Annotated in this window: 18 protein-coding genes and 1 pseudogene; 11 read left to right on the forward strand and 8 right to left on the reverse strand. The window is 44.9% G+C overall.

The features are described from left to right. The first annotated feature begins 7 nt into the window (after nucleotides 1-7). The 3 genes and pseudogenes from AC58VC_RS24435 to AC58VC_RS24445 all read left to right on the forward strand — a co-directional run. On the forward strand, nucleotides 8-1003 hold the full coding sequence (locus tag AC58VC_RS24435) for an SDR family NAD(P)-dependent oxidoreductase (protein WP_497372243.1): 996 nt from the start codon (nucleotides 8-10) through the stop codon (nucleotides 1001-1003). A 42-nt stretch (nucleotides 1004-1045) separates the two neighbouring features. Further along, a complete protein-coding gene (locus tag AC58VC_RS24440) occupies nucleotides 1046-2209 on the forward strand; it encodes an MFS transporter (protein ID WP_497372245.1) in 1164 nt (387 codons plus the stop codon). A gap of 77 nt (nucleotides 2210-2286) precedes the next feature. Continuing rightward, nucleotides 2287-2544 (forward strand): annotated as a pseudogene (locus AC58VC_RS24445) (IS4 family transposase); the annotation flags it as partial. A gap of 222 nt (nucleotides 2545-2766) precedes the next feature. Here AC58VC_RS24445 and AC58VC_RS24450 read toward each other — a convergent pair. The 6 genes from AC58VC_RS24450 to AC58VC_RS24475 all read right to left on the reverse strand — a co-directional run bounded on the left by AC58VC_RS24450 (nucleotide 2767) and on the right by AC58VC_RS24475 (nucleotide 7962). After that, nucleotides 2767-3471, reverse strand: coding sequence for a glycosyltransferase family A protein (locus AC58VC_RS24450; protein WP_497372247.1), 705 nt, complete (start codon nucleotides 3469-3471; stop codon nucleotides 2767-2769). A gap of 94 nt (nucleotides 3472-3565) precedes the next feature. Further along, the gene (locus tag AC58VC_RS24455) at nucleotides 3566-4315 is read right to left on the reverse strand and encodes a class I SAM-dependent methyltransferase (RefSeq protein ID WP_497372249.1); all 750 of its coding nucleotides are present in this window, start codon (nucleotides 4313-4315) and stop codon (nucleotides 3566-3568) included. Between the two features lie 20 nt (nucleotides 4316-4335). Then, complete coding sequence (locus AC58VC_RS24460) at nucleotides 4336-5190, reverse strand: sugar nucleotide-binding protein (RefSeq protein WP_497372251.1); 855 nt, start codon at nucleotides 5188-5190, stop codon at nucleotides 4336-4338. Further along, on the reverse strand, nucleotides 5187-6176 hold the full coding sequence (locus AC58VC_RS24465) for a polysaccharide biosynthesis protein (RefSeq protein ID WP_497372253.1): 990 nt from the start codon (nucleotides 6174-6176) through the stop codon (nucleotides 5187-5189). The genes AC58VC_RS24460 and AC58VC_RS24465 overlap by 4 nt, the downstream gene beginning before the upstream one ends. Then, on the reverse strand, nucleotides 6169-7260 hold the full coding sequence (wecB, locus tag AC58VC_RS24470; RefSeq protein WP_497372255.1) for a non-hydrolyzing UDP-N-acetylglucosamine 2-epimerase: 1092 nt from the start codon (nucleotides 7258-7260) through the stop codon (nucleotides 6169-6171). The genes AC58VC_RS24465 and wecB overlap by 8 nt, the downstream gene beginning before the upstream one ends. 18 nt (nucleotides 7261-7278) lie before the next feature. Beyond that, on the reverse strand, nucleotides 7279-7962 hold the full coding sequence (locus AC58VC_RS24475; RefSeq protein ID WP_497372257.1) for a glycosyltransferase family A protein: 684 nt from the start codon (nucleotides 7960-7962) through the stop codon (nucleotides 7279-7281). 250 nt (nucleotides 7963-8212) lie between these two features. On the opposite strand from AC58VC_RS24475, the gene AC58VC_RS24480 reads away from it, so the two are divergent. From AC58VC_RS24480 to AC58VC_RS24500, 5 genes are all read left to right on the forward strand, one after another. After that, on the forward strand, nucleotides 8213-8926 hold the full coding sequence (locus AC58VC_RS24480; RefSeq protein WP_497372259.1) for a GT-D fold domain-containing glycosyltransferase: 714 nt from the start codon (nucleotides 8213-8215) through the stop codon (nucleotides 8924-8926). A gap of 675 nt (nucleotides 8927-9601) precedes the next feature. Continuing rightward, nucleotides 9602-9928, forward strand: a complete 327-nt coding sequence (locus AC58VC_RS24485; RefSeq protein ID WP_497372757.1) for a winged helix-turn-helix domain-containing protein — start codon at nucleotides 9602-9604, stop codon at nucleotides 9926-9928. Nucleotides 9929-10327: 399 nt separating this feature from the next. Further along, nucleotides 10328-10804, forward strand: a complete 477-nt coding sequence (locus AC58VC_RS24490) for an MBL fold metallo-hydrolase (RefSeq protein WP_497372759.1) — start codon at nucleotides 10328-10330, stop codon at nucleotides 10802-10804. Between the two features lie 78 nt (nucleotides 10805-10882). Next, on the forward strand, nucleotides 10883-11704 hold the full coding sequence (locus AC58VC_RS24495) for a peptidoglycan-binding protein (protein WP_497372261.1): 822 nt from the start codon (nucleotides 10883-10885) through the stop codon (nucleotides 11702-11704). 173 nt (nucleotides 11705-11877) lie between these two features. Then, nucleotides 11878-12420 (forward strand): nitroreductase family protein, encoded by a 543-nt coding sequence (locus AC58VC_RS24500; protein WP_497372263.1) that lies wholly within the window; start codon nucleotides 11878-11880, stop codon nucleotides 12418-12420. A 59-nt stretch (nucleotides 12421-12479) separates the two neighbouring features. On the opposite strand, the gene AC58VC_RS24505 is transcribed toward AC58VC_RS24500, so the two are convergent. Beyond that, nucleotides 12480-13511: an anthranilate phosphoribosyltransferase gene (locus tag AC58VC_RS24505; RefSeq protein ID WP_497372265.1), complete on the reverse strand. Its 1032-nt coding sequence runs from the start codon at nucleotides 13509-13511 to the stop codon at nucleotides 12480-12482. After that, nucleotides 13508-14155: an ANTAR domain-containing response regulator gene (locus AC58VC_RS24510; protein ID WP_497372267.1), complete on the reverse strand. Its 648-nt coding sequence runs from the start codon at nucleotides 14153-14155 to the stop codon at nucleotides 13508-13510. Before AC58VC_RS24510 ends, AC58VC_RS24505 begins: the two co-directional genes overlap by 4 nt. A 474-nt stretch (nucleotides 14156-14629) precedes the next feature. Between AC58VC_RS24510 and AC58VC_RS24515 the strand changes: the two genes are divergently transcribed. The 3 genes from AC58VC_RS24515 (at nucleotide 14630) to nirD (ending at nucleotide 18978) form a co-directional block, all read left to right on the forward strand. Continuing rightward, nucleotides 14630-15871 carry a nitrate/nitrite transporter gene (locus AC58VC_RS24515; RefSeq protein WP_497372269.1) on the forward strand — a complete coding sequence of 414 codons (1242 nt, stop codon included), beginning with the start codon at nucleotides 14630-14632 and terminating at the stop codon, nucleotides 15869-15871. Nucleotides 15872-16181: 310 nt separating this feature from the next. Further along, the gene (gene nirB, locus AC58VC_RS24520; protein WP_497372271.1) at nucleotides 16182-18602 is read left to right on the forward strand and encodes a nitrite reductase large subunit NirB; all 2421 of its coding nucleotides are present in this window, start codon (nucleotides 16182-16184) and stop codon (nucleotides 18600-18602) included. A 25-nt stretch (nucleotides 18603-18627) separates the two neighbouring features. After that, nucleotides 18628-18978: a nitrite reductase small subunit NirD gene (gene nirD / locus AC58VC_RS24525; RefSeq protein ID WP_497372273.1), complete on the forward strand. Its 351-nt coding sequence runs from the start codon at nucleotides 18628-18630 to the stop codon at nucleotides 18976-18978. Nucleotides 18979-18983 lie beyond the last annotated feature (5 nt).

Consider the following 18983-nt stretch of genomic DNA (forward strand, 5'->3'; position numbering starts at 1 on the left):
ACTAAACATGTTTAATGATAACCAAAGAACGATGCAAAAACCAATTCCTACTAGCTTCGGACCAAGAACTACAGCAACAGAAGCATTGGGAGGTCGAGATTTAACAGGGAAAGTAGCGATCGTCACAGGTGGTTATTCTGGTCTTGGTTTAGAGGTTACTAAGGTACTTGCGAAAGCAGGAGCAAAAGTAATTGTACCTGTTCGCACGCCTGAGAAAGCAAGAATTGCTGTTGAGGGTATTCCTGGCGTTGAACTGGTGAGCTTGGATCTTATGGTGCCAGAGTCGATTGATGTTTTCGCACAAAGGTTCCTGGACTCCAATCGACCACTGGATATCCTGATTAATGCCGCGGCTATTATGGCAACTCCTCTAACGAGGGATTCGCACGGTAATGAGTCGCAGTTCTCTACGAATCATCTGGGACATTTCCGCTTAACCGCACGCCTGTGGCCCGCTTTGAAGAAAGCTGAACAGGCAAGAATAGTATCTGTTACTTCAAGGATAGGTAAACTCTTTCATATAGATCTTGAAGATCCTAATTTTGAAAAGCAAGAATATGAGAAATGGATGGCCTATGCGAGATCGAAGGTAGCCAATTCTTTATTTACAGTTGAAATGGATAAAAGAGGGCAAGCACATGGCGTGCGTGCATTCACCGTACATCCAGGTACGATCATTACGGACTTGGCACGCAGCTTGTCAGACGAAGAACTGCGCGTCATGGGCGCTTTGAATGAGAAAGGTGAGCGTGCTCTACCTCAATTTAACGACGAGTTCAAGACGATTGAAGAAGGTGCAGCAACAATCGTGTGGTGCGCTGTAAACCGTCAGTTGGATGGAATGGGCGGCATTTACTGCGAGAACTCTGACATAGCCGAACTGGTTGCTGAAGATAGCAATGCTTTTGAAGCAGGTGTGTATGCAAGGAGTGTTGATCCAGACGCAGCAGCAAAACTTTGGGATTTAAGTGAGAAATTAATTGACCTCAAGTTTACGATATAAAAAAGAGCGTATAAAGATATAAGTGACAGGGGGGTCTGCAACTTGAATAAGATTTGGATTGTTTATTTACTAGCTTTTGGCTGTTTTGTCATGGCAACATCGGAAATGGTCGTAGCCGGAATATTAGGCATGATCGCCAAGGATACGAATGTATCCGTAGGTGTCGCAGGTCAATTAGTTACTGTCTATGCAGCTGTTTTTGCAGTTGCTTCACCGTTACTTTTAGCACTGAGTTCGAAAATGGAACGAAAGAAGCTTCTGCTTCTATCCTTAGTTCTTTTTATTGTTGGTAATCTGATTGCATTTATTTCTCCCAATTTCTCCATTTTACTTGTATCAAGGGTTGTTCTCGCAGCAAGCGCAGGTGTATTCACTGTAGTTGCTTTGACAGTAGGGTCCAATCTCGTGGTTCCAGAGCGGCGAGGGAATGCCATTGGCATCATAATTATGGGGTTCAGTACGGCCCTGGTCGTCGGAGTTCCCCTTGGCACTTTGGTAGGTGAATATTGGAGTTGGCGCTTAGTTTTTATGTTGATCGCAATTTTATCTATCATTGCTTTTATCGGTATTGCTGCATTCGTTCCTAAAATGGACATGAAAGATACGGTTTCATTGAAAGCTCAAGTAGCGGCTCTCAAAAATAAACGAATCATTAGTGGATTAATGATTACATTTTTTTGGATCATAGGCTACCAATTCGTCTTCACTTATATCTCTCCATTTCTACAGCAATCTGCAGGACTGAATACAACTAAGATTAGTATTGCGTTATTAATATGTGGCATATTTGCAGTCGTAGGTTCGCGTATAGGAGGGTACGGGGCAGACCGATGGGGGACTTATCGCACTCTGCTTTTCAGTATCGTCATACATGCTGTAGCATTGATACTGCTCCCGTGGGTGGCAACCAGTTTTTTAGGAGCTTTATGCATGCTAGCTATTTGGATTGGAGCTGCCTGGACGACTACACCAGCTCAGCAATATTATCTAGTTTCACTCTCTCCAGAATCTGCTGGATTAGCACTGGGCTTGAATAATTCAGTGCTTCAACTTGGAATCGCCGTGGGAGCGGGTGTAGGTGGATGGGTAGTAACCCAAACCTCTGTCACGAATTTAAGCTGGTTCGGAGCTGCGAGTATCATTGTCAGCTTGTTAGCCGTACTTTACTCATTTTCTTTCACCTCAGGCCGCGCGCATTCCGCGTGATTGCTGGGGATGCCTGGTTATGTGCGGATTATTCATGAAAATGGATGAGGCAGGATTTTGGGCGAAAATGAGAAGCAAAGTGCGCTAAATCCTTGCTGCGCCTGCAAAAAGAATTTCAACGATCTATTGGCAAACTGTTCTAATTGCTATGCGATGAAGTTGGCACGATTGATCGGGCTGTCGCCCTGCAACAATTGGTCGATTTGATCACCGAAATCGCAACAAAGGCAGGAAAGAAGATTTCCGCTAACATTCAGCGTCAACTCCAGCAGTGGATTGCAGGTCTGCCTAGCTACATCAAGGCTTATTTGCCGACTTCAAGCTGCGAAAGTTGAGTTTATGAATATCTATTATCTAGCGCATAATATTACATCTGTGATTAGCCGTCGTAATCTGAAACCTGAAAAGTGCGATGTTAATGCTGGAAGGGGATTCCGGTATGGTTCTCTCCAAGGTCTGGCTAATAAATATACATCCCATCAAACAAACAACACCACTCTTGCAATGGAGTGGTGTGTCAATTATGAGAATTCATTTCTATAATTTAGAAGTGTTAACTAAAAGAAGTCCTTCAATATTTCTATTATTTCTTTTTGATCAGTAATTTGTGGTCCAAAATAAGCCCTAGGCTTTACACTATCAGTCCACGGCTCTAAGTCGCAGGCATCGTTTACACTTCTAATTTTCCAAGAGAGTATTTTATCGAACCCAATACCCGTATTTCGTGAATGGACATGATTAATCCAAATAGGTACTTTGATATTTATAAATTCATTAGGCACTTTAAGGGCATCTCTCCATGTAAGTGCAGGTTGGTTCCCTTTTAGATATTCCTTTACGTCATAGATCGTCGCTCCATAAGCCGGAAGCCAAAAAAAGAATCTGCCTATGCGATTTTGTATGGAATCATAGGCGTAACCATATTGCGGGACTAGTGCTCTAGTGCCCTCTTTTGGCGTATATTTATGCAATAAATCAATATACGATTTATGATACATATCGTCGCTGTCCAAATATACGATGTAGAAATAATCATAACCCTGAATGAGCTGTTCTATATGGCTTTTATATTCTTCAGGAGTGACAAATTTAATGTTCTTCGGAAGAGGGGCATATTTGGCAAGCAATTGCTTTATTATATTGGATGTGATTTTATCGTACAGAACAAAAGCATCGAAATTTTGTGAGGTTTGTTTTTTTAAACTGTGTAGCGTGTACTTCATAAAGATGGAAAGCCTGACGCCAATCCATTCCTCAGTCAATCGGGCCGGTGATCCCCCCCAAGTATTTAAATTAATATTTACGATCAGCTTTTTTGTTCCGTTAGCGAACGAATTCATGGTTGACCACCTTTCATCAATCTTCTATTTTCTTTTGCAGCTCTTTAATCACTTTATCTTTTGCATCCAAACGTTCCTTTCGTTCTCTTAACATTTTCTCGTTATTCCTTTCAATAAGAAGGAAATTCTCTTCATCCAGCTGCATCCATTTTTGTAATTGATTCAGCGTACATTGAATTTTATTATAGGTTTTGATCTGATCCCTTTTCCATCCGGTATAGCAAATATATTTATGATAAACTTCAATATTGATTTCTTCAAAATAGGGTTGAAGAAAATAAGAGAAATTCCCAATGTAAAAAGTCTGCTTATGGTCATGAAAAGGATGATATCCGAAGGGAACGGTTATAATGACCTTGCTTTTATTATTTAGCAAATGATAGAGCTTGGTTAGAAACTTATGAGGTTGAGAAAAGTGCTCAAGCACCTCTCCCAAAATGACGGTATCAAATTTTCCGAAGCTATTATCCAACGTGGATATATCCTGCAGGAGAAATTTCACGTTCTCTTGAACGAGTACCGATTCCTTCTGCAGCTCTTCATTGGCATAATTGATACTTGTTTCTTCGAGATCTATCCCTGTAACTTGGAACCCTTCCCGCCCTAATAAAATGGAGGTGATGCCTTGGCTGCAGCCGACATCCAACACCGTTCTGCCTGATACCTGTTTACAGATCCAATGTACCCTGAATCTAGTGGCCTCATGGGAAGTCTCGGAGTTGATTAATCCGTAGTATCGTAAGTTGACTTGATCGTTATTGGGCATAAGAACCTCTCGCCCCTCCTTCACGTATATGAATAGACTCTCTTTTTACTGGAATCCATCCATATTTTCAATTCCCCAAGCATTTCAGAATACCCGGGAGTCAAATAGGTGACATCAGACCGGGTATTGACCAAGCTTTTGTCCGATCTGACTTCTCCATAAGCCTGAATATCGATTCCATCATGTTTAAATACTCCTTTTATAATGTTCAGCAGTTCCAGTTTGGATAGTTTTTCCTTACCCGTAAGATGAATCAGACCCGTGAGGCTTCGTGGCAGTTGCCATTCGATAACTTTAGCCAACTCCAAGGTTGTGATCCCGTTCCAGTAAACATGTTGGTATCCTGACACTTTCCCTGACTGGCGCATAACCCAATGAAAGAGACCAATGCCGTCTTGTTTAAGCTCCGGACCAATGATGGACGTTCGAATCGTAATGTTTCTATCGTCTATGAGCTCTCCCAAGCTTTTCGTTTTTGCATAAATCGTCGTTCCATCTTTCGGATCCTTCTCCGCATAATCTCCTCTTGCACCGGAAAAGACGCAATCCGTACTGATATGAACGACTCGAAATCCGTAACGCAACCCAAAACGGGATAATTTATGGGGAAAGAGGCTGTTCACATAAATAGCCTCAGGTAATCGCAAGGTAGCAACATCATTCAACAAACCTGTCGCATTCACGACGATTTCCGGTTTTATCCGTTTCAGCAATTGTTCCACGCTATGTTCATCCGTCACATCCAACGAGCAGCAGCGCGCTTCATCCGACCGGCCTCTGACCGTATAAAAGATTTCATTCGAAGTCGCTTCCGTCAAATAATCGATTATCATATGCCCCGCCATACCATTGCCACCGATGACAAGAATCTTCAATCGATAACTCCTCCCCTTCTCAATAGGCTTGCAATGCCGTTGGAATCCAACAAACTATCATTGGAGTGGTATGATTGGAAGGATACTTTATGCAGATGTTGGTACTTTTGATAAAGCTCTGGCGACGGGTGCGAGGGAAGGATGACGTAATATTGGTCGCTGAACTGATAGGTATTCGGAGATTCATAGTTCGAAACAAGGGCTTCGTGAAGCTTTTCCCCGGGCCTGATTCCGACTTCCTTAAACGTGACCGTTTTATTCAAGAGATGTTTCCCGAGCACTTCTGCCAGATCGGTGATGCGGCAAGCGTTCATTTTCATGACGAAGGTTTCTCCTCCAATCGCAGCATGCGAAGCTTGCAAAAGCAAGTCAATCGCTTCCGAAACCGTAAGGAAGAATCGCGTCATCTCTTTCTGGGTCAGGGTCACTTCTTCACCTTGCAAAATCTGTTTCTTAAAAAGGGGCACCACACTTCCGTTCGTTCCCAGAACGTTGCCGCCACGGATGCAAACAAATCGGGTAGAACCGCCAAGTTGATTGGCTCTAATCATGAGCTTCTCGCCGATCGCTTTCGTCATTCCGTAGAAGTTAATCGGATCGACCGCCTTATCGGTTGAAACATCGATGACCTTATCAACTTGTTGCAAAATGCTGGCCCGAATGACGTTTTCCGTACCCGTCACATTGGTTTTCAATGCTTCCTGGGGATACTCTTCACAGATAGGCACATGTTTTAGCGCGGCCAGGTGGAAAACATATTGAACATTACTGCAAGCTTCTTTTACTGCTTCAAAATCCCTTACATCTCCAATCATATATTTTAAGCAAGAATAGTTTTTAAACATTCGTTGCATCATGACTTGAGAGAATTCGTTGCGAGAGAAAATTCGTATCTCTTTCGGTTGATAACACAACAGTTTTCGTGTCAATTCGTGACCCCAAGACCCGGTACCGCCGGTAACAAGAATTGTCTTATCTTTAAACATGGGTGACCCCTCCTAGAATAAAATGAATAACTTTGGTTGAAACGTCGGGTTCATCATATCCGTCGGGTAGCTTCCAAGAGCGGTTTGAGTGCATCATTAAACCCACGCATTCCGCGATCCTGTGAGGCTCCAAACCCGATACAACGTTACTGCCGCATAAAATAGCTTCCGGACGTTCCGTGCTATTTCGTATCGTGACGGATGGAATACCCAGAATGCAGCTTTCTTCCTGAACGGTCCCGCTATCCGTCACTACGCAGCGGGCATTTTGTTGCAACTTGATAAAATCGATAAAACCGAAGGGTTCGCTAAATTGGATCAACGAATGCGGGGAAAGGATGGAAAATTTTTTCATACGGTCTCGAGTCCGTGGATGTACACTGCAAATGATCGGGATTTGATGCTCATTAGCTGCAAGGTGTAATCCTTCCACGATGTTTCTCAGACGTGCCTCATTATCAACATTTTCCGCACGATGTGCTGTAACCAGCATAAACTCTCCCGGTTTCAAGCCCAGTCTTTGCAAAATATCACTGTTATTAATTTTTTCTAGATAATACTGAATAACTTCATTTATTGGATTTCCCGATACCCAGATCCGGTGAGGAGGAATGCCTTCACGCAGCAAATTATCTCTACTGATGTTCGTATACGGCAAATTAAAGGACGAGATCGAATCAATGATTTTTCTGTTGATTTCTTCCGGCACGCTTGAGTCAAAGCATCGGTTTCCCGCTTCCATATGATATACGGGAATTCCCTTTCGCTCTGCCAGAATTGCACATAGAGCGCTGTTCGTATCCCCGAGCACAAGAATGCGATCCGGCTTTTCGCTATCGATGATCTTCTCTACTTCGGAGAACATGTTTCCCATTTGCTTCCCCAAGGTTTGAAATTCGGACGCAATCAAAAAATCCGGCTCGCGAATCCCCATTTCCTCGAAGAAGATTCCGCTTAATTTTCGATCAAAGTTTTGCCCGGTATGAACCAGAATATGTTTCGTTGCAAGACTATCAAGCTTTCGGATAATCACGCTCAGCCGGATGATTTCCGGGCGCGTTCCAAGAATTGTCATGATTTTCACGTTTCCATCTCCCTGCTTTTACATGAACTCATCTAGTATCTTCTTTATCATCGTTGGCTCGATTCTTTTGCCTGCCGGTAATCTTTTCTTCGAAGTGATGGAAGGATGTACGACATTTACAAAATTGCGGTTCTTGATGATTTCGTGAGGCAATTTTATGGCGTAACCATGACCCCCTGGAAGGACATACCTTTTCCCCTCCATAAAATCTTTAACCGAATAGATGAACGTGTAATATTGCGGCGACTCGAAATGTATGGGGACCAAACTGTTATCTACCGTATCCCACATATAGCCGTCTTGATTGATTAAAATATCGGTGCTCGGTTTATGCCGAAAATCATGAAGTTGCTGAACGTAAGTTTTATGAAACAAATCGTCAGAATCCTGCCGAGCGATATAAAGTTCATCGTACCCTTGGATATAGGCTTCAATTCGGCGTTGAGACTCAATACTGGTTCCGAATTTGATATTATCGGGAAGCGGTTCGTACCGGCCAAGAGCGTTACTGATGATTTCGTCACATCCCCCAGCGAGTTTTATAACGGTGATAAAGTTTTGATTCGTTTGTTTCTTTAAGCTCTTCAGGGTTGACCTTTGAAATATGGACATCCTGTTTTCGATCCACGGCTTCGTTAATCTTTCCGGATTCAATCCGAAATTATTGAAATTAATTTCAATCACGATTCTCCTTGTAGTCATGTCTTTCCGTCCCTTCTTGGAATTAAAAACTATCTTTCTTGCAACACACTATTATACTTATGACAAAATTTAGTGTTTGGTATAGGCGATATAACACTATGGAAGAAAATGGTTGTTTATCAATTCTATTCATAGAAATAATGTCAAAAAAACAGATTGGCAGGTAAATAGCACAAGAATTTCGCAGCAAGTTTACATATTTTAGAATTAATAGAAGCTACATTAATTTTTAAAAGGAGTGTTCTTATTTATGGGTAACAGTGACTACTTGGAATTAGAGGAAGTGATTCAAAAGATAGGGTATGCTCTGGAAACAAATTCACCTTTTTCGTTGGTAAGGATTGGGGACGGGGAAAATTTGGTTTTGGCACAAAATTCCGTCTTGAGCATCGAGGAAGTGCTGGAAAAGCCTTGGGCCATAAAAGCAAATAACGGACAAAAAGGAGTCAATTTACCCAATCTTCCGTTAAGGGACCTGATGATTAAATCGATTAATCAAGCAGATGTGGTGGGGGTCCTTCCTTATCAAGATACGACGATTCGTGCTCCGGATCATCTCAAGCGCGAATTGACGGATAGAGTTTTTTCGAATTATAAAATAAACCCGAACTATACTTGCCATGCCTGTATAAACCGGCAAATCGCCCTAATGCCAGAGTTTTGGAGCCTGTTAAAAGGAAAAAGAACTCTTCTTATCTATCAATCTGCAAACGAATTAAAAGGAATTTTGCAAAGAGAACCGTATAATTTGGAATTCCCCCTGATGGTTCCCTTTTCCCACTACAATCAAATGACAGCCACGTTAAGTTTCATTACTAAGAATAAAAATAACTTTGATATCGCCTTAATCTGCTGCGGTGTGAATGCGGTCGTACTGGCACAACAGGTCGCGGAGCTGGCAGGAAAAGTAGGAATTGATTTCGGGAAGGCATCGAATATTTTAATCAAAGGCCGTCCGAACTGAAGGACCAGTCCATACAGATTTAAAAGAAAGGAAATGATAAGAGATGGAGGATAACAAAGATAGTAGAAATAGTATGGACAGCACGTAACCGAAGTTACTGCTTATGGGAGTTCCCAAGCGGTTTAGAAAATTCCAGTCTCCTTTTATATTCTTTTGTTCGACGAAGGTTCAAATTTCTTGACTTTAACTCCGTCAGCTCGACAGTAAAATTTTCGCAACACTCAAGTAAACATGTTAAACCATACTATATAAGTTGAACTCACAAAATCCTTGGAAGTATGTCCCAAGAGTCGCAAGTCGAATGAGAATATCAAAATTCATTCGAATGGGTGATATGTCTTGAAAAATAAAGAAACAGAGCTACAAGCAGTCGAGAAGAGAATCAAACAAACAAAAGATCGTCGGTTGTTTGAACGGTACCTAACTATTCGCCTCTACCTGATCAGACAGTCAGTTACTCAGATTGCACTGATTGATTCTTGGTCGAACGAGCAAAACAGTCAAAGCTTATATTGACGTTTATAAAGAGCGCGGATTAAACGGTTTAATCATGAAACACTCGACAGAAAAGCCCACGCGTTTAACAAAGGATTAGCAAACCCATCTCAAACAAACCATTATCGATCATGTACCCCTGAACTTGGCTTTGCAGCCAAGTTCAACTGGACTCTGGAAATCATGCGTCCATATATCCTCCGTGAGTCCGGGTATACCTACTCGATTCGCGGTGTATCCAAACTCATGCGTCGGATGGGCATGAACTACACGAAACCAACTTACACCTTAGAATCTGCTGACGAAGAGAAGCAAAGAGAAATTGTCGAAGAAACCTTTCCAGGGTTAAACTTATTGTTTGAAGATGAAAGCATGATCCGTGATTATCAAGCCTTGCAGCGGACTTGGTTTGCCAGAGGACGGCAGCACATTATTCAAACAACAGGTAAGCATCGCGGTGTGAAATTGCTATCCACGGTGGATTATGTGACTGGTAAAATCGTTTAGCGTGAAGATGAAGAGTACACGGCTGAAACATTTTTAAAATTCCTCAAGCAAGTTTTGGAAGTCTATCCTAGCGGAAAAATAGTGATGCTTTAGATAATACCCGCATCCATCACGCCAGACTGCTGCAACCATTTTTGGAGGAGAATCATCGTCTGGCTTAGTATTTTTGTCTCCTTATAGGCCACAACTCAATATTGTAGAAGGTTTTGGAAGTGGCTAAAATCCGATGTGATTAATAATGCAAGAATGTTCGGGTCTTTATGGACAATATCATGCTCGATCCTTTGAAAGATTATTGATCGACTCTGCGTTCGGATGGAATCGGGACAATTAGTAAATCATTAGTTCAACTTATATAGCAGCGGTTTAAACCACGAAACTAGCGCCGCTATCGGCGAAATCTTCACCGTCGGGTCATTTACGATGATCGCAGCTCAATCCGTGGACGTCTCAGGCGACCCGCAAGTATCCAGGGTTGTACGCGGCGATGGTAAGCAGATGATTCATGCTGGAGATACGTTATGGCATGAGTACTGGTCGAAGCTGGTTCTAGCTAACGGCGCGTTTGATGCCGCATGTTTGCCGGTAAATGGCGCGGTTATCCAATTTCCTGGCGTCGCGCCTTACAGTGACCAGCCAATCTGTCTCACACCGGAACAAGCGGTTATGGCGGCAGAAATCCTTGGAGCCAAGACACTCATTCCTATCCACTATAAGGCAGCGCACAATCCGCCTATTTTTACGCAGACACCTGATCCGATAAACCGTTTAACGCAAAGCGCTCAGGATCGCATTCATTTAAATACTTTACAAACCAAAGAGATCGTTACGATTTACAAAACACTTTGCACTAGCCGTTGCCGATATGCTGGTTAGTCCTGTGCGGATTATTCATGAAAATGGATAAAATCCAAAAAATAGGTCACTCTAAGGGCTATCGCCCGTGTCGGGCGAATGATACTGACGACGACAGGGAGTGAACGTAAACGCATGTTTCATGGCAAGAAAAAGCATGTCTGGATCATACTAATCTGTATCGCTTTGTTCTGTTCTACCTCAACGACCGCTTTTGCCTATGGAAAAGGGGCTAAGGGACCGGATGTTTATGCGGTTCAAGGGATGCTGAAATCACTGGGTTACTATAGTGGACCCATTACAGGCTACTATGGTAATCAAACACAATCAGGTGTTAAAGCGTTTCAAAGTCGATATGGCCTTCCGGTTACCGGGAACGTCGATGATCAAACGCTGCAGTCCATCCTGTGGGCATATGGGAATTTGAAAATTCCCAAGAAACAGGCGCCGCCGCCGGCACCAACGCCACCGCCTTCAGAGCCTCCACCATCGTCGCCTGAGCCTCCTCCAGCCGGGGAAGCTCCGCCGAGCACGGATCTGATGGCAGAGGAACAGCAAATGCTGGATTTGGTGAACAAGGAGCGCGCTGCTGTGGGACTAGCTGCGCTAGTTGCCGATGCTGAGCTGACCAAGACAGCAAGGCTCAAAAGCCAGGATATGGTCGATAACAAATATTTCTCCCACGATTCACCGACGTATGGCTCGCCTTTTGATATGATGGAGAAATTCGGTATTACCTATAACGCGGCAGGAGAAAATATCGCTTGTAATCAAACGGTGCAAGCCGCCCATGAGGCGCTGATGAATTCGCCTGGTCACAAAGCGAATATCTTGAGCAAAGATTACACGCACATTGGCATCGGTATTGTTGCCGGAGGACCGTGCGGCAAAATGTTCACCCAGCAGTTCATCGGCAAGTAAAATATCGATCTATCAGCCTCTGCCTGAAAGAAGGGCAGGGGCTTTTTGTATATCATCAAATGTTGACAATGATAATCATTATCACTTATTATAAATGGATAAGCACTAATTATTAAATAACCAACTAGAAGACTAGATGGGAGGCTTTAGCCATTATGGACCTAAAAAAGATAATGAGAGAACGGCGATCTGTTCACCATTTTGAAGATAAACCTGTTTCTGTGGAACTCGTGACTGAGCTTTTGGATACAGCCGTCTGGGTGCCGAATCACCGGATGACGCAGCCGTGGCGTTTTGTCATTATTCATGGGGAAGGCCGCCGGAATCTGGCTGAGATCGTTCGCAGGTTCAGAGAAGCTAACGAGCCAGATCCTGTGAAAGCGAAGGAGATCGGACAAAAGCTGTATGACAAATTCATGTCAGTGCCTATGTTCATCGCTGTTGTTTTAAATGTGAACGCAAATCCGGCTATCGCTGAAGAAGATTATGCGGCCACTGCCTGCTTAATACAGAACTTCAGTTTGCTGGCTTGGGAGCAGGGCATCGGTATGGTCTGGGAAACCTACCCGCTGCTCAAGCTGGATGCATTCCGTGAAGCATTCGGAGTGAAGCCTGAGGAAAGGATCATTGGCAGCCTCCATACGGGCTATCCTGGCAAGATCCTCCCTGAGCAAGCACGTATTCCGGCTAAAGAGCGTTTAACGGTCATAGCCTAGCGTATTAAAAAGCCCTCAGTAGAAAAACTACTGAGGGCATATAAGAATTAGTGCGTTTATTAAGTTGTAGATACCGGCTTGATCGCTTCTGTCCAATCGGTATAAGCCTTAAGAGCAGTTCCTTGCTCTATTGCGTGACGGGCCATGTAAATACCTTCTTCAATGGAACCAGCTTTCTGGGATACCCAGAGGCGAACGGCACTGTTGAGCAGCACCATGTTCAAGTAAGGAAGCTCAGCTTCTCCGCGCAAGACGGCCATAGCTGTTTCACCCTGCAGCTGCGCCGTCCATTCAACTTCGGGCACTTCCACCATTAATTCATAGATCTCTGGATCTACAATGAATAATTCACTGGAGCCATTTTGAATAACATAGGTCCTCGTACGTTTTTCGATGGAAAGATCTTCTGATCCTTCCATGCCTTGCACAACGATTCCACTTGTGATGCCTAGTTCGATGAGTAAATTCGTAATTTTCTCGAAAACAGTGCCATGAAAGACGCCGACAGCCATAAAAGGTGCTTCCGTGAAACGAAGCAGCTTCTCGGCGGTGTTGAATACGGTCCGCAAGCCAAGCTCCTTGCGGAGTTCGCGCAGCTCACCAAGCGGTGCGCACCAGCTTTCCGTTGGCGCGAATAGGAAGCCTGTTCGTGCTGCTGCGGACACCAGTGCTTCGCGCGACGAGGTTAGCGCCGGTACGCCAAGCGCGTCCAGCACGTCCGTCAGCGTGATGCCCCATTTGGGCGGCATGCTCGGACTGCCGTGCAGTGTAGTCGGGAGACCGCAAGCCGCTAGCACAAATGCCGTAGGCAGGGTCGCAATGAACGTACGGGTGCGACCATCATAAGGTCCTGCGCAGTCCATGCTGCCAGGTATCGGATAAGAAAAGGTGCGTTTACGCAGGGCGTGGATGAAGGCTTTGATCTCATCCGGCGATTCCATTTTAATACGTTCAGCCACTAGAAATGCACCCATTTGAGCCTGGGTAGCACCGCCGGTAAGCATAAGTTCTGCTGCTTGGGAAGCCTCTTCATACGTAAGATCTCTCGCTCCGCGTTTTCCGCGGCCTACTTCTTTTAGTAAAGATATCATCGTTTTCGGCCTCCTTGACTTTGATCTCGTAGTATTTGATACACCTTGACGATGGAGGTAGCGACATCTACCATACGTTTACGCTCATTCATAGCTTGTTTTCGCAAAAAGTCGTAGGCCTCGGCTTCGGAGATCCCTTTAATCTCGCATAAGATCCGCTTGGCTTGATCGACCCATTTGCGCTCCTCTAGTTTGGAGAGGAGTTGCTCGCGCTCCTGCTGCCATTCGGTTCGCTGAAAATAGTGATTCACGCCAAGAAGCAAGGCGCAGTGAATTTCAAGCGGACTCATCGTTGAACCGATCAAACCATCTATACCTGCATCCATTCTGCATTCATTAGAAGGAAAAGTATGCGTATCACACCACCAGAAGACGGGAAGGCTGCGTTCAGCCAATACGCGTTTGCGCCATGTCTCCACTTCATCGGGGCTTACACTTAACAATACAGCATCAACTTTAGGAATAATGAAGGAAATTTCTTTGATCGCAGATGCTGTATAGACGCGAAAGCCCAGGTCCTTCAACACCTCGTCAGGTAAGGATGCTTGTGTACGATTAGAATAGCTCATCTCATTTGTGGATGGCGAGGAGGTAGCTGAGCGAGTTTGCTTCAACTCGTCGATCAGTATAAATGATTGCAACATTTGAATACCTCCATCGTTGTAAGCTTCTTTACTCCATGGTAACTTTATGTGAGGTTTCTTTGATGAAATGAATGGATTATACGGCATTACTATAGCATATAAATCGGTTTTTTGTCGATACAGTAGCTGACATGGCATGTTTGAAAATTATTGTGTTATGTTTATTGACATAAGCGAAAACCCGTACTATAATCAAGTTAGAAATCGGCACAATGATGTGCCCCTAACGCAGGCAATGGCGCCTATCCCCTTACAAATACGTAACCGGATAGGCTTTTTATGTTTACTTTACGAAATATAATCTAACATGCTGTTCACGAAGATGTGGCAGCAGTGGCAAAGAGGCCGACAAACATCCCAGTGTATGTAGGGGTATGTTTGTCGGCCTTTTCTGTCCATAGGTGTCCAGACAGGCAGAAATCAGGATAGGGAAAAAAAGAAGGCGAAAAGCCTCACAAAAGGAGAGGGAAGCACATGGTTGATCGGAAAAGTTTTATGCAAGTTGGACACAAAGGGTCTTTGTTCAGTGCATTTTTGTATTTTGACATGAGCTTCATGGTCTGGGTGCTTTTAGGACCTCTGGCGGTCGTACTCGCGAATGATTTCCACTTAGACGCTGCAGAAAAAGCGAACCTCGTTGCCTTGCCTACATTAGGCGGAGCGGTACTTCGGCTGGTGCTAGGCGTACTGACCGATAAGATTGGTCCTAAGCTTACTGGACAAATCGGACTCACGCTAACCTTAATCCCACTATTCTGGGGATGGCAGTTCGCTGACACGATGGGCGATATGTACTTCGTGGCGTTAATGCTCGGTATTGCCGGAGCAAGCTTTGCAGCCGCATTGCCATTAGCCAGTTCCTGGTACCCCCCGCAATATCAAGGTTTGGCGATGGGAATCGCCGGAGCAGGGAACAGCGGGACGATCTTCGCTACGCTCTTTGCTAACCGGATTGCTCAGCATTATGGCGATTGGCATGTTGTTTTCGGCATCGCGATGATTCCAATTGCGATTACATTAGTTGTTTTCAGTATTTTGGCAAAAGACAGCCCGAATAAACCAGCACCCAAAACCGTTGCTGAATACGGAAAAGTTTTGAAACAGAAGGATTCTTGGTTGTTCTGCATTTTATATAGCGTAACGTTCGGCGGCTTCGTCGGGATGTCCACCTACTTAACCATCTTCTTTAATACCCAATACGGACTTTCACCGATCCGTGCGGCTGATTTTACAACCCTATGCGTGATTGGTGGAAGCTTCTTCCGACCTGTAGGCGGTTGGTTAGCCGATAAAATAGGCGGCATTCGGATGCTGATGGGACTGTATGGGGTTGTCGCATTAATGATGGCGGGGATTTCAACACTTCCAGCACTCTCGGTCACAACGGTCTTGTTATTCGTCGCTATGATGGCTTTTGGAATGGGGAACGGTTCAGTTTTCCAGCTTGTGCCTCAGCGCTTCAAGTCAGAGATCGGTGTGGTCACAGGGATTGTCGGTGCTGCTGGCGGCTTAGGCGGATATTTCCTGCCTAAAATTCTCGGAAATGTGAAATTGGCAACAGGTTCTTTCGCACCAGGTTTCCTCATCTTGAGTGCAATCGCTGTGTGCTGCGTTATATTGATCGCATCTGTACAAGGACAATGGAAGCGCAGCTGGATTGGTGATGGCGGCAAAGTGAAAGTAGCTCCAGCAGCAATTGATAGCGTGCATGCTTAAGTAAGGGGAGTAGCTGCTGATCCTGCGGTGAGTTAACAATTGCGTTAACAACAGGATCAGCAGCAGCACCTAGTTAAAGTAAAGTGTTTGCTCATGCAGCTTGAGGCATTTGTGCAGGCTTTATGAGCAAAGACGTTTACGACTTGCCGTCTTTGGTAGTTCAATCGAGCTACTTAAGCTCCATATCCCATCATTGCCATTTGGGAGTATTCGCGTAGACTTCTGCTCCCAAGTGGACCTTTTTAGCGGGCAGGATATGGATAACTAAATGGGATATAGAGATAGAAACACTAGAGAGGAAGATGAGACCATGACTCAAAAAGAAAAGTTGGTATTAGTCGGAAATGGAATGGCTGGTGTTAACGCAGTTGAACATTTGCTTAAACTGGCTCCGGATAAATATGAGGTAACTATCTTTGGGAGTGAGCCTCATCCGAACTATAATCGGATTCTGCTGTCCTATGTCCTTTCGGGGGATTCCAAAGTTGAGGATATCGTTATCCATCCCTATGAATGGTATAGAAACAACCATATAACGCTCTATACAAACCAAACAGTGACGGGAATCGATACGGCAGCTCAAACAGTCACGAGCGATAAAGGCGTAACGGTGTCCTACGATAAATTGATTTTGGCAACCGGGTCCAATCCTTTTATGATACCAATGCCTGGCGCAGATAAAGAAGGGGTCATGGCCTACCGGACCATCCGTGATTGTGAAATCATGATGGAATCCGCGAAAAAGTATAAAAAAGCGGTTGTCATCGGCGGAGGTTTGCTTGGACTGGAAGCAGCCAGAGGTTTCCTGAACTTGGGAATGAAAGTAGATGTCGTTCATATCACGGACTCAATCATGGATCGTCAGTTGGATCGTACTGCGTCCAAAATGCTGCAAGCAGCTCTGGAGGAACAAGGAATTAATTTCTTGTTAGCGAAGCAATCTGCAGAAATCGTCGGTCATAAACGGGTTACTGGTTTGAAATTCAAAGACGGCACTATGACTGAAGCGGATCTGGTCGTCATGGCGGTGGGGATTCGGCCGAATGTAGAACTGGCCAAGAATTCTGGCATAACGTGCAATCCCGGTATTATTGTAAATGACTATATGCAAACGAATGTTCCTAATGTGTACGCGGTAGGGGAATGTGCGATGCATCGTGGCGTTGCCTACGGGCTGGTTGCGCCGCTCTACGAGCAAGGCGCTGTGTTAGCGAAGCATTTGGCAGGCGTGGAAACAGGTCCTTATGAAGGCTCGGTGCTTTATACGAAGTTGAAAGTATCTGGTGTTGACGTTTTCTCTGGCGGGAAATTCGGGGATGAAGAAGGAACCAAAGCGATTCGTATTCATGATGAGTTCACAGGTGTATACAAAAAAGTCGTCATCAAGGATAACAAAATTGTCGGTGCCGTGCTCTTTGGGGATACGGCGGATGGCACCCGGCTCATGCAAATGATTCGTGAGGAAACAGATGTCAGCGGGATGGCTAAAACAGCGATCTTGACGGATTCAGCGAGCGGCGGCGGAGCAGCTTCCGGTGTTGCCGATATGAAAGACGATGCGATTATATGCGGATGTAACGGGGTAACCAAAGGGACGATCTGTTCAGCCATTAAAGATCAGGGCTTAACCTCCGTTGAAGAGGTGAAAAACTGCACGACAGCTTCCCGTTCTTGCGGCGGCTGTAAACCGCTTGTCAGTGATTTGTTAGCCTTTACGCTAGGTTCTTCCTACGACAAAAATGCTGCTAAAGAATCCATTTGCTCTTGTACGGAACATACGCGGGATGAGGTTGTCGAAGCGATTCGCGAAAAAGGCTTGTCGCATGTACGTGAAGTTATGAGCGTGCTTGCGTGGAAAAATGAAGAGGGCTGTTCCAAATGCCGCCCTGCACTTAACTACTACCTGGGGATGATTAGCCCTGAAACATACAAGGATGATAGCACTTCGCGCTTCGTTAACGAGCGTATGCATGCGAATATTCAAAAGGACGGTACTTATTCCGTTGTTCCACGGATTTATGGCGGTGTAACGAATCCCACGGAATTGAAGCGGATTGCTGAAGTAGCGGAGCAATTCAATGTCCCAACCGTGAAGTTCACGGGCGGACAACGACTAGACTTGCTTGGCGTGAAAAAGGAAGACCTTACAGCGATGTGGGAAGCGCTGGATATGCCTTCCGGCTATGCCTACGGCAAAGCTTTGCGTACGGTCAAAACATGCGTCGGCGATACGTTCTGCCGGTTCGGTACAGGTGATTCTATGGCGGTGGGCATCGAGCTGGAGAAGCGGTTTGAGCGCTTAAACACACCAGCCAAAGTGAAGCTGGCGGTATCAGGATGTCCCCGGAACTGCGCGGAATCCGGTATTAAGGATTTAGGCATCGTATCCGTAGATGGCGGTTGGGAACTGTATGCCGGAGGAAACGGCGGTGTGAAGGTACGCGTTGGTGAGCTCTTAACAACCGTGAAAACAGAGCAGGATATTATTGAATACACCGAAGCTTACCTGCAATATTATCGCGAAACCGGTAAATACGGCGAACGTACAAGCGAATGGGTACACCGTTTAGGGATCGAACATATCCGTGATGTCGTTGAAAATGAGGAAGAGCGCAAACAACTATGCGACCGGATTGAACAAGCGCTTGCCGTTACGAAGGACCCTTGGAAACAAGCGATCGATAGCAAAAAAATTCAACGTGATCTATACGAAGTCGTCGAGCTTACCTAACTAAATCACTCAGGAGGAGAAGACCATGAAGACACAAGAAGAGCAAATGATTTGGGTTGAGGCCGTATCTTATGAGGATTTAGCGGTGAATACAGGCAAAACGATTCGGTATCAGGGGGAGGAAGTAGCCCTTTTCAAGATGAAAAGCGGCAAGCTGACCGCTATTCAAAATCGTTGTCCGCACAAAGATGGCGTGCTTGCGGAAGGTATTGTCTGTGACGAGCACGTCTTCTGTCCGATGCATGATCGCAAAATTCATCTTTCTACGGGGCTCGTGCAAGCCCCGGATACGGGCTGCGTGCAGACCTATTCGACGAAAGTTCATGATGGAACTGTTTTCATAGGTTTTCCCGTAGGTAAAGAATTGGCTTGTTAAGGGTG

Source organism: Paenibacillus sp. J22R67 (genome assembly GCF_059692175.1).

Coding starts and splice junctions, on each gene's coding strand:
- AC58VC_RS24435 (WP_497372243.1), top strand. CDS start 8: ATGTTTAATGATAACCAAAGAACGATGCAAAAACCAATTCCTACTAGC.
- AC58VC_RS24495 (WP_497372261.1), top strand. CDS start 10,883: ATGATACTGACGACGACAGGGAGTGAACGTAAACGCATGTTTCATGGC.
- AC58VC_RS24505 (WP_497372265.1), bottom strand. CDS start 13,511: ATGATATCTTTACTAAAAGAAGTAGGCCGCGGAAAACGCGGAGCGAGA.
- AC58VC_RS24465 (WP_497372253.1), bottom strand. CDS start 6,176: ATGTTTAAAGATAAGACAATTCTTGTTACCGGCGGTACCGGGTCTTGG.
- nirB (WP_497372271.1), top strand. CDS start 16,182: ATGACTCAAAAAGAAAAGTTGGTATTAGTCGGAAATGGAATGGCTGGT.
- AC58VC_RS24475 (WP_497372257.1), bottom strand. CDS start 7,962: ATGACTACAAGGAGAATCGTGATTGAAATTAATTTCAATAATTTCGGA.
- AC58VC_RS24515 (WP_497372269.1), top strand. CDS start 14,630: ATGGTTGATCGGAAAAGTTTTATGCAAGTTGGACACAAAGGGTCTTTG.
- AC58VC_RS24500 (WP_497372263.1), top strand. CDS start 11,878: ATGAGAGAACGGCGATCTGTTCACCATTTTGAAGATAAACCTGTTTCT.
- AC58VC_RS24455 (WP_497372249.1), bottom strand. CDS start 4,315: ATGCCCAATAACGATCAAGTCAACTTACGATACTACGGATTAATCAAC.
- nirD (WP_497372273.1), top strand. CDS start 18,628: ATGAAGACACAAGAAGAGCAAATGATTTGGGTTGAGGCCGTATCTTAT.
- AC58VC_RS24480 (WP_497372259.1), top strand. CDS start 8,213: ATGGGTAACAGTGACTACTTGGAATTAGAGGAAGTGATTCAAAAGATA.
- AC58VC_RS24510 (WP_497372267.1), bottom strand. CDS start 14,155: ATGTTGCAATCATTTATACTGATCGACGAGTTGAAGCAAACTCGCTCA.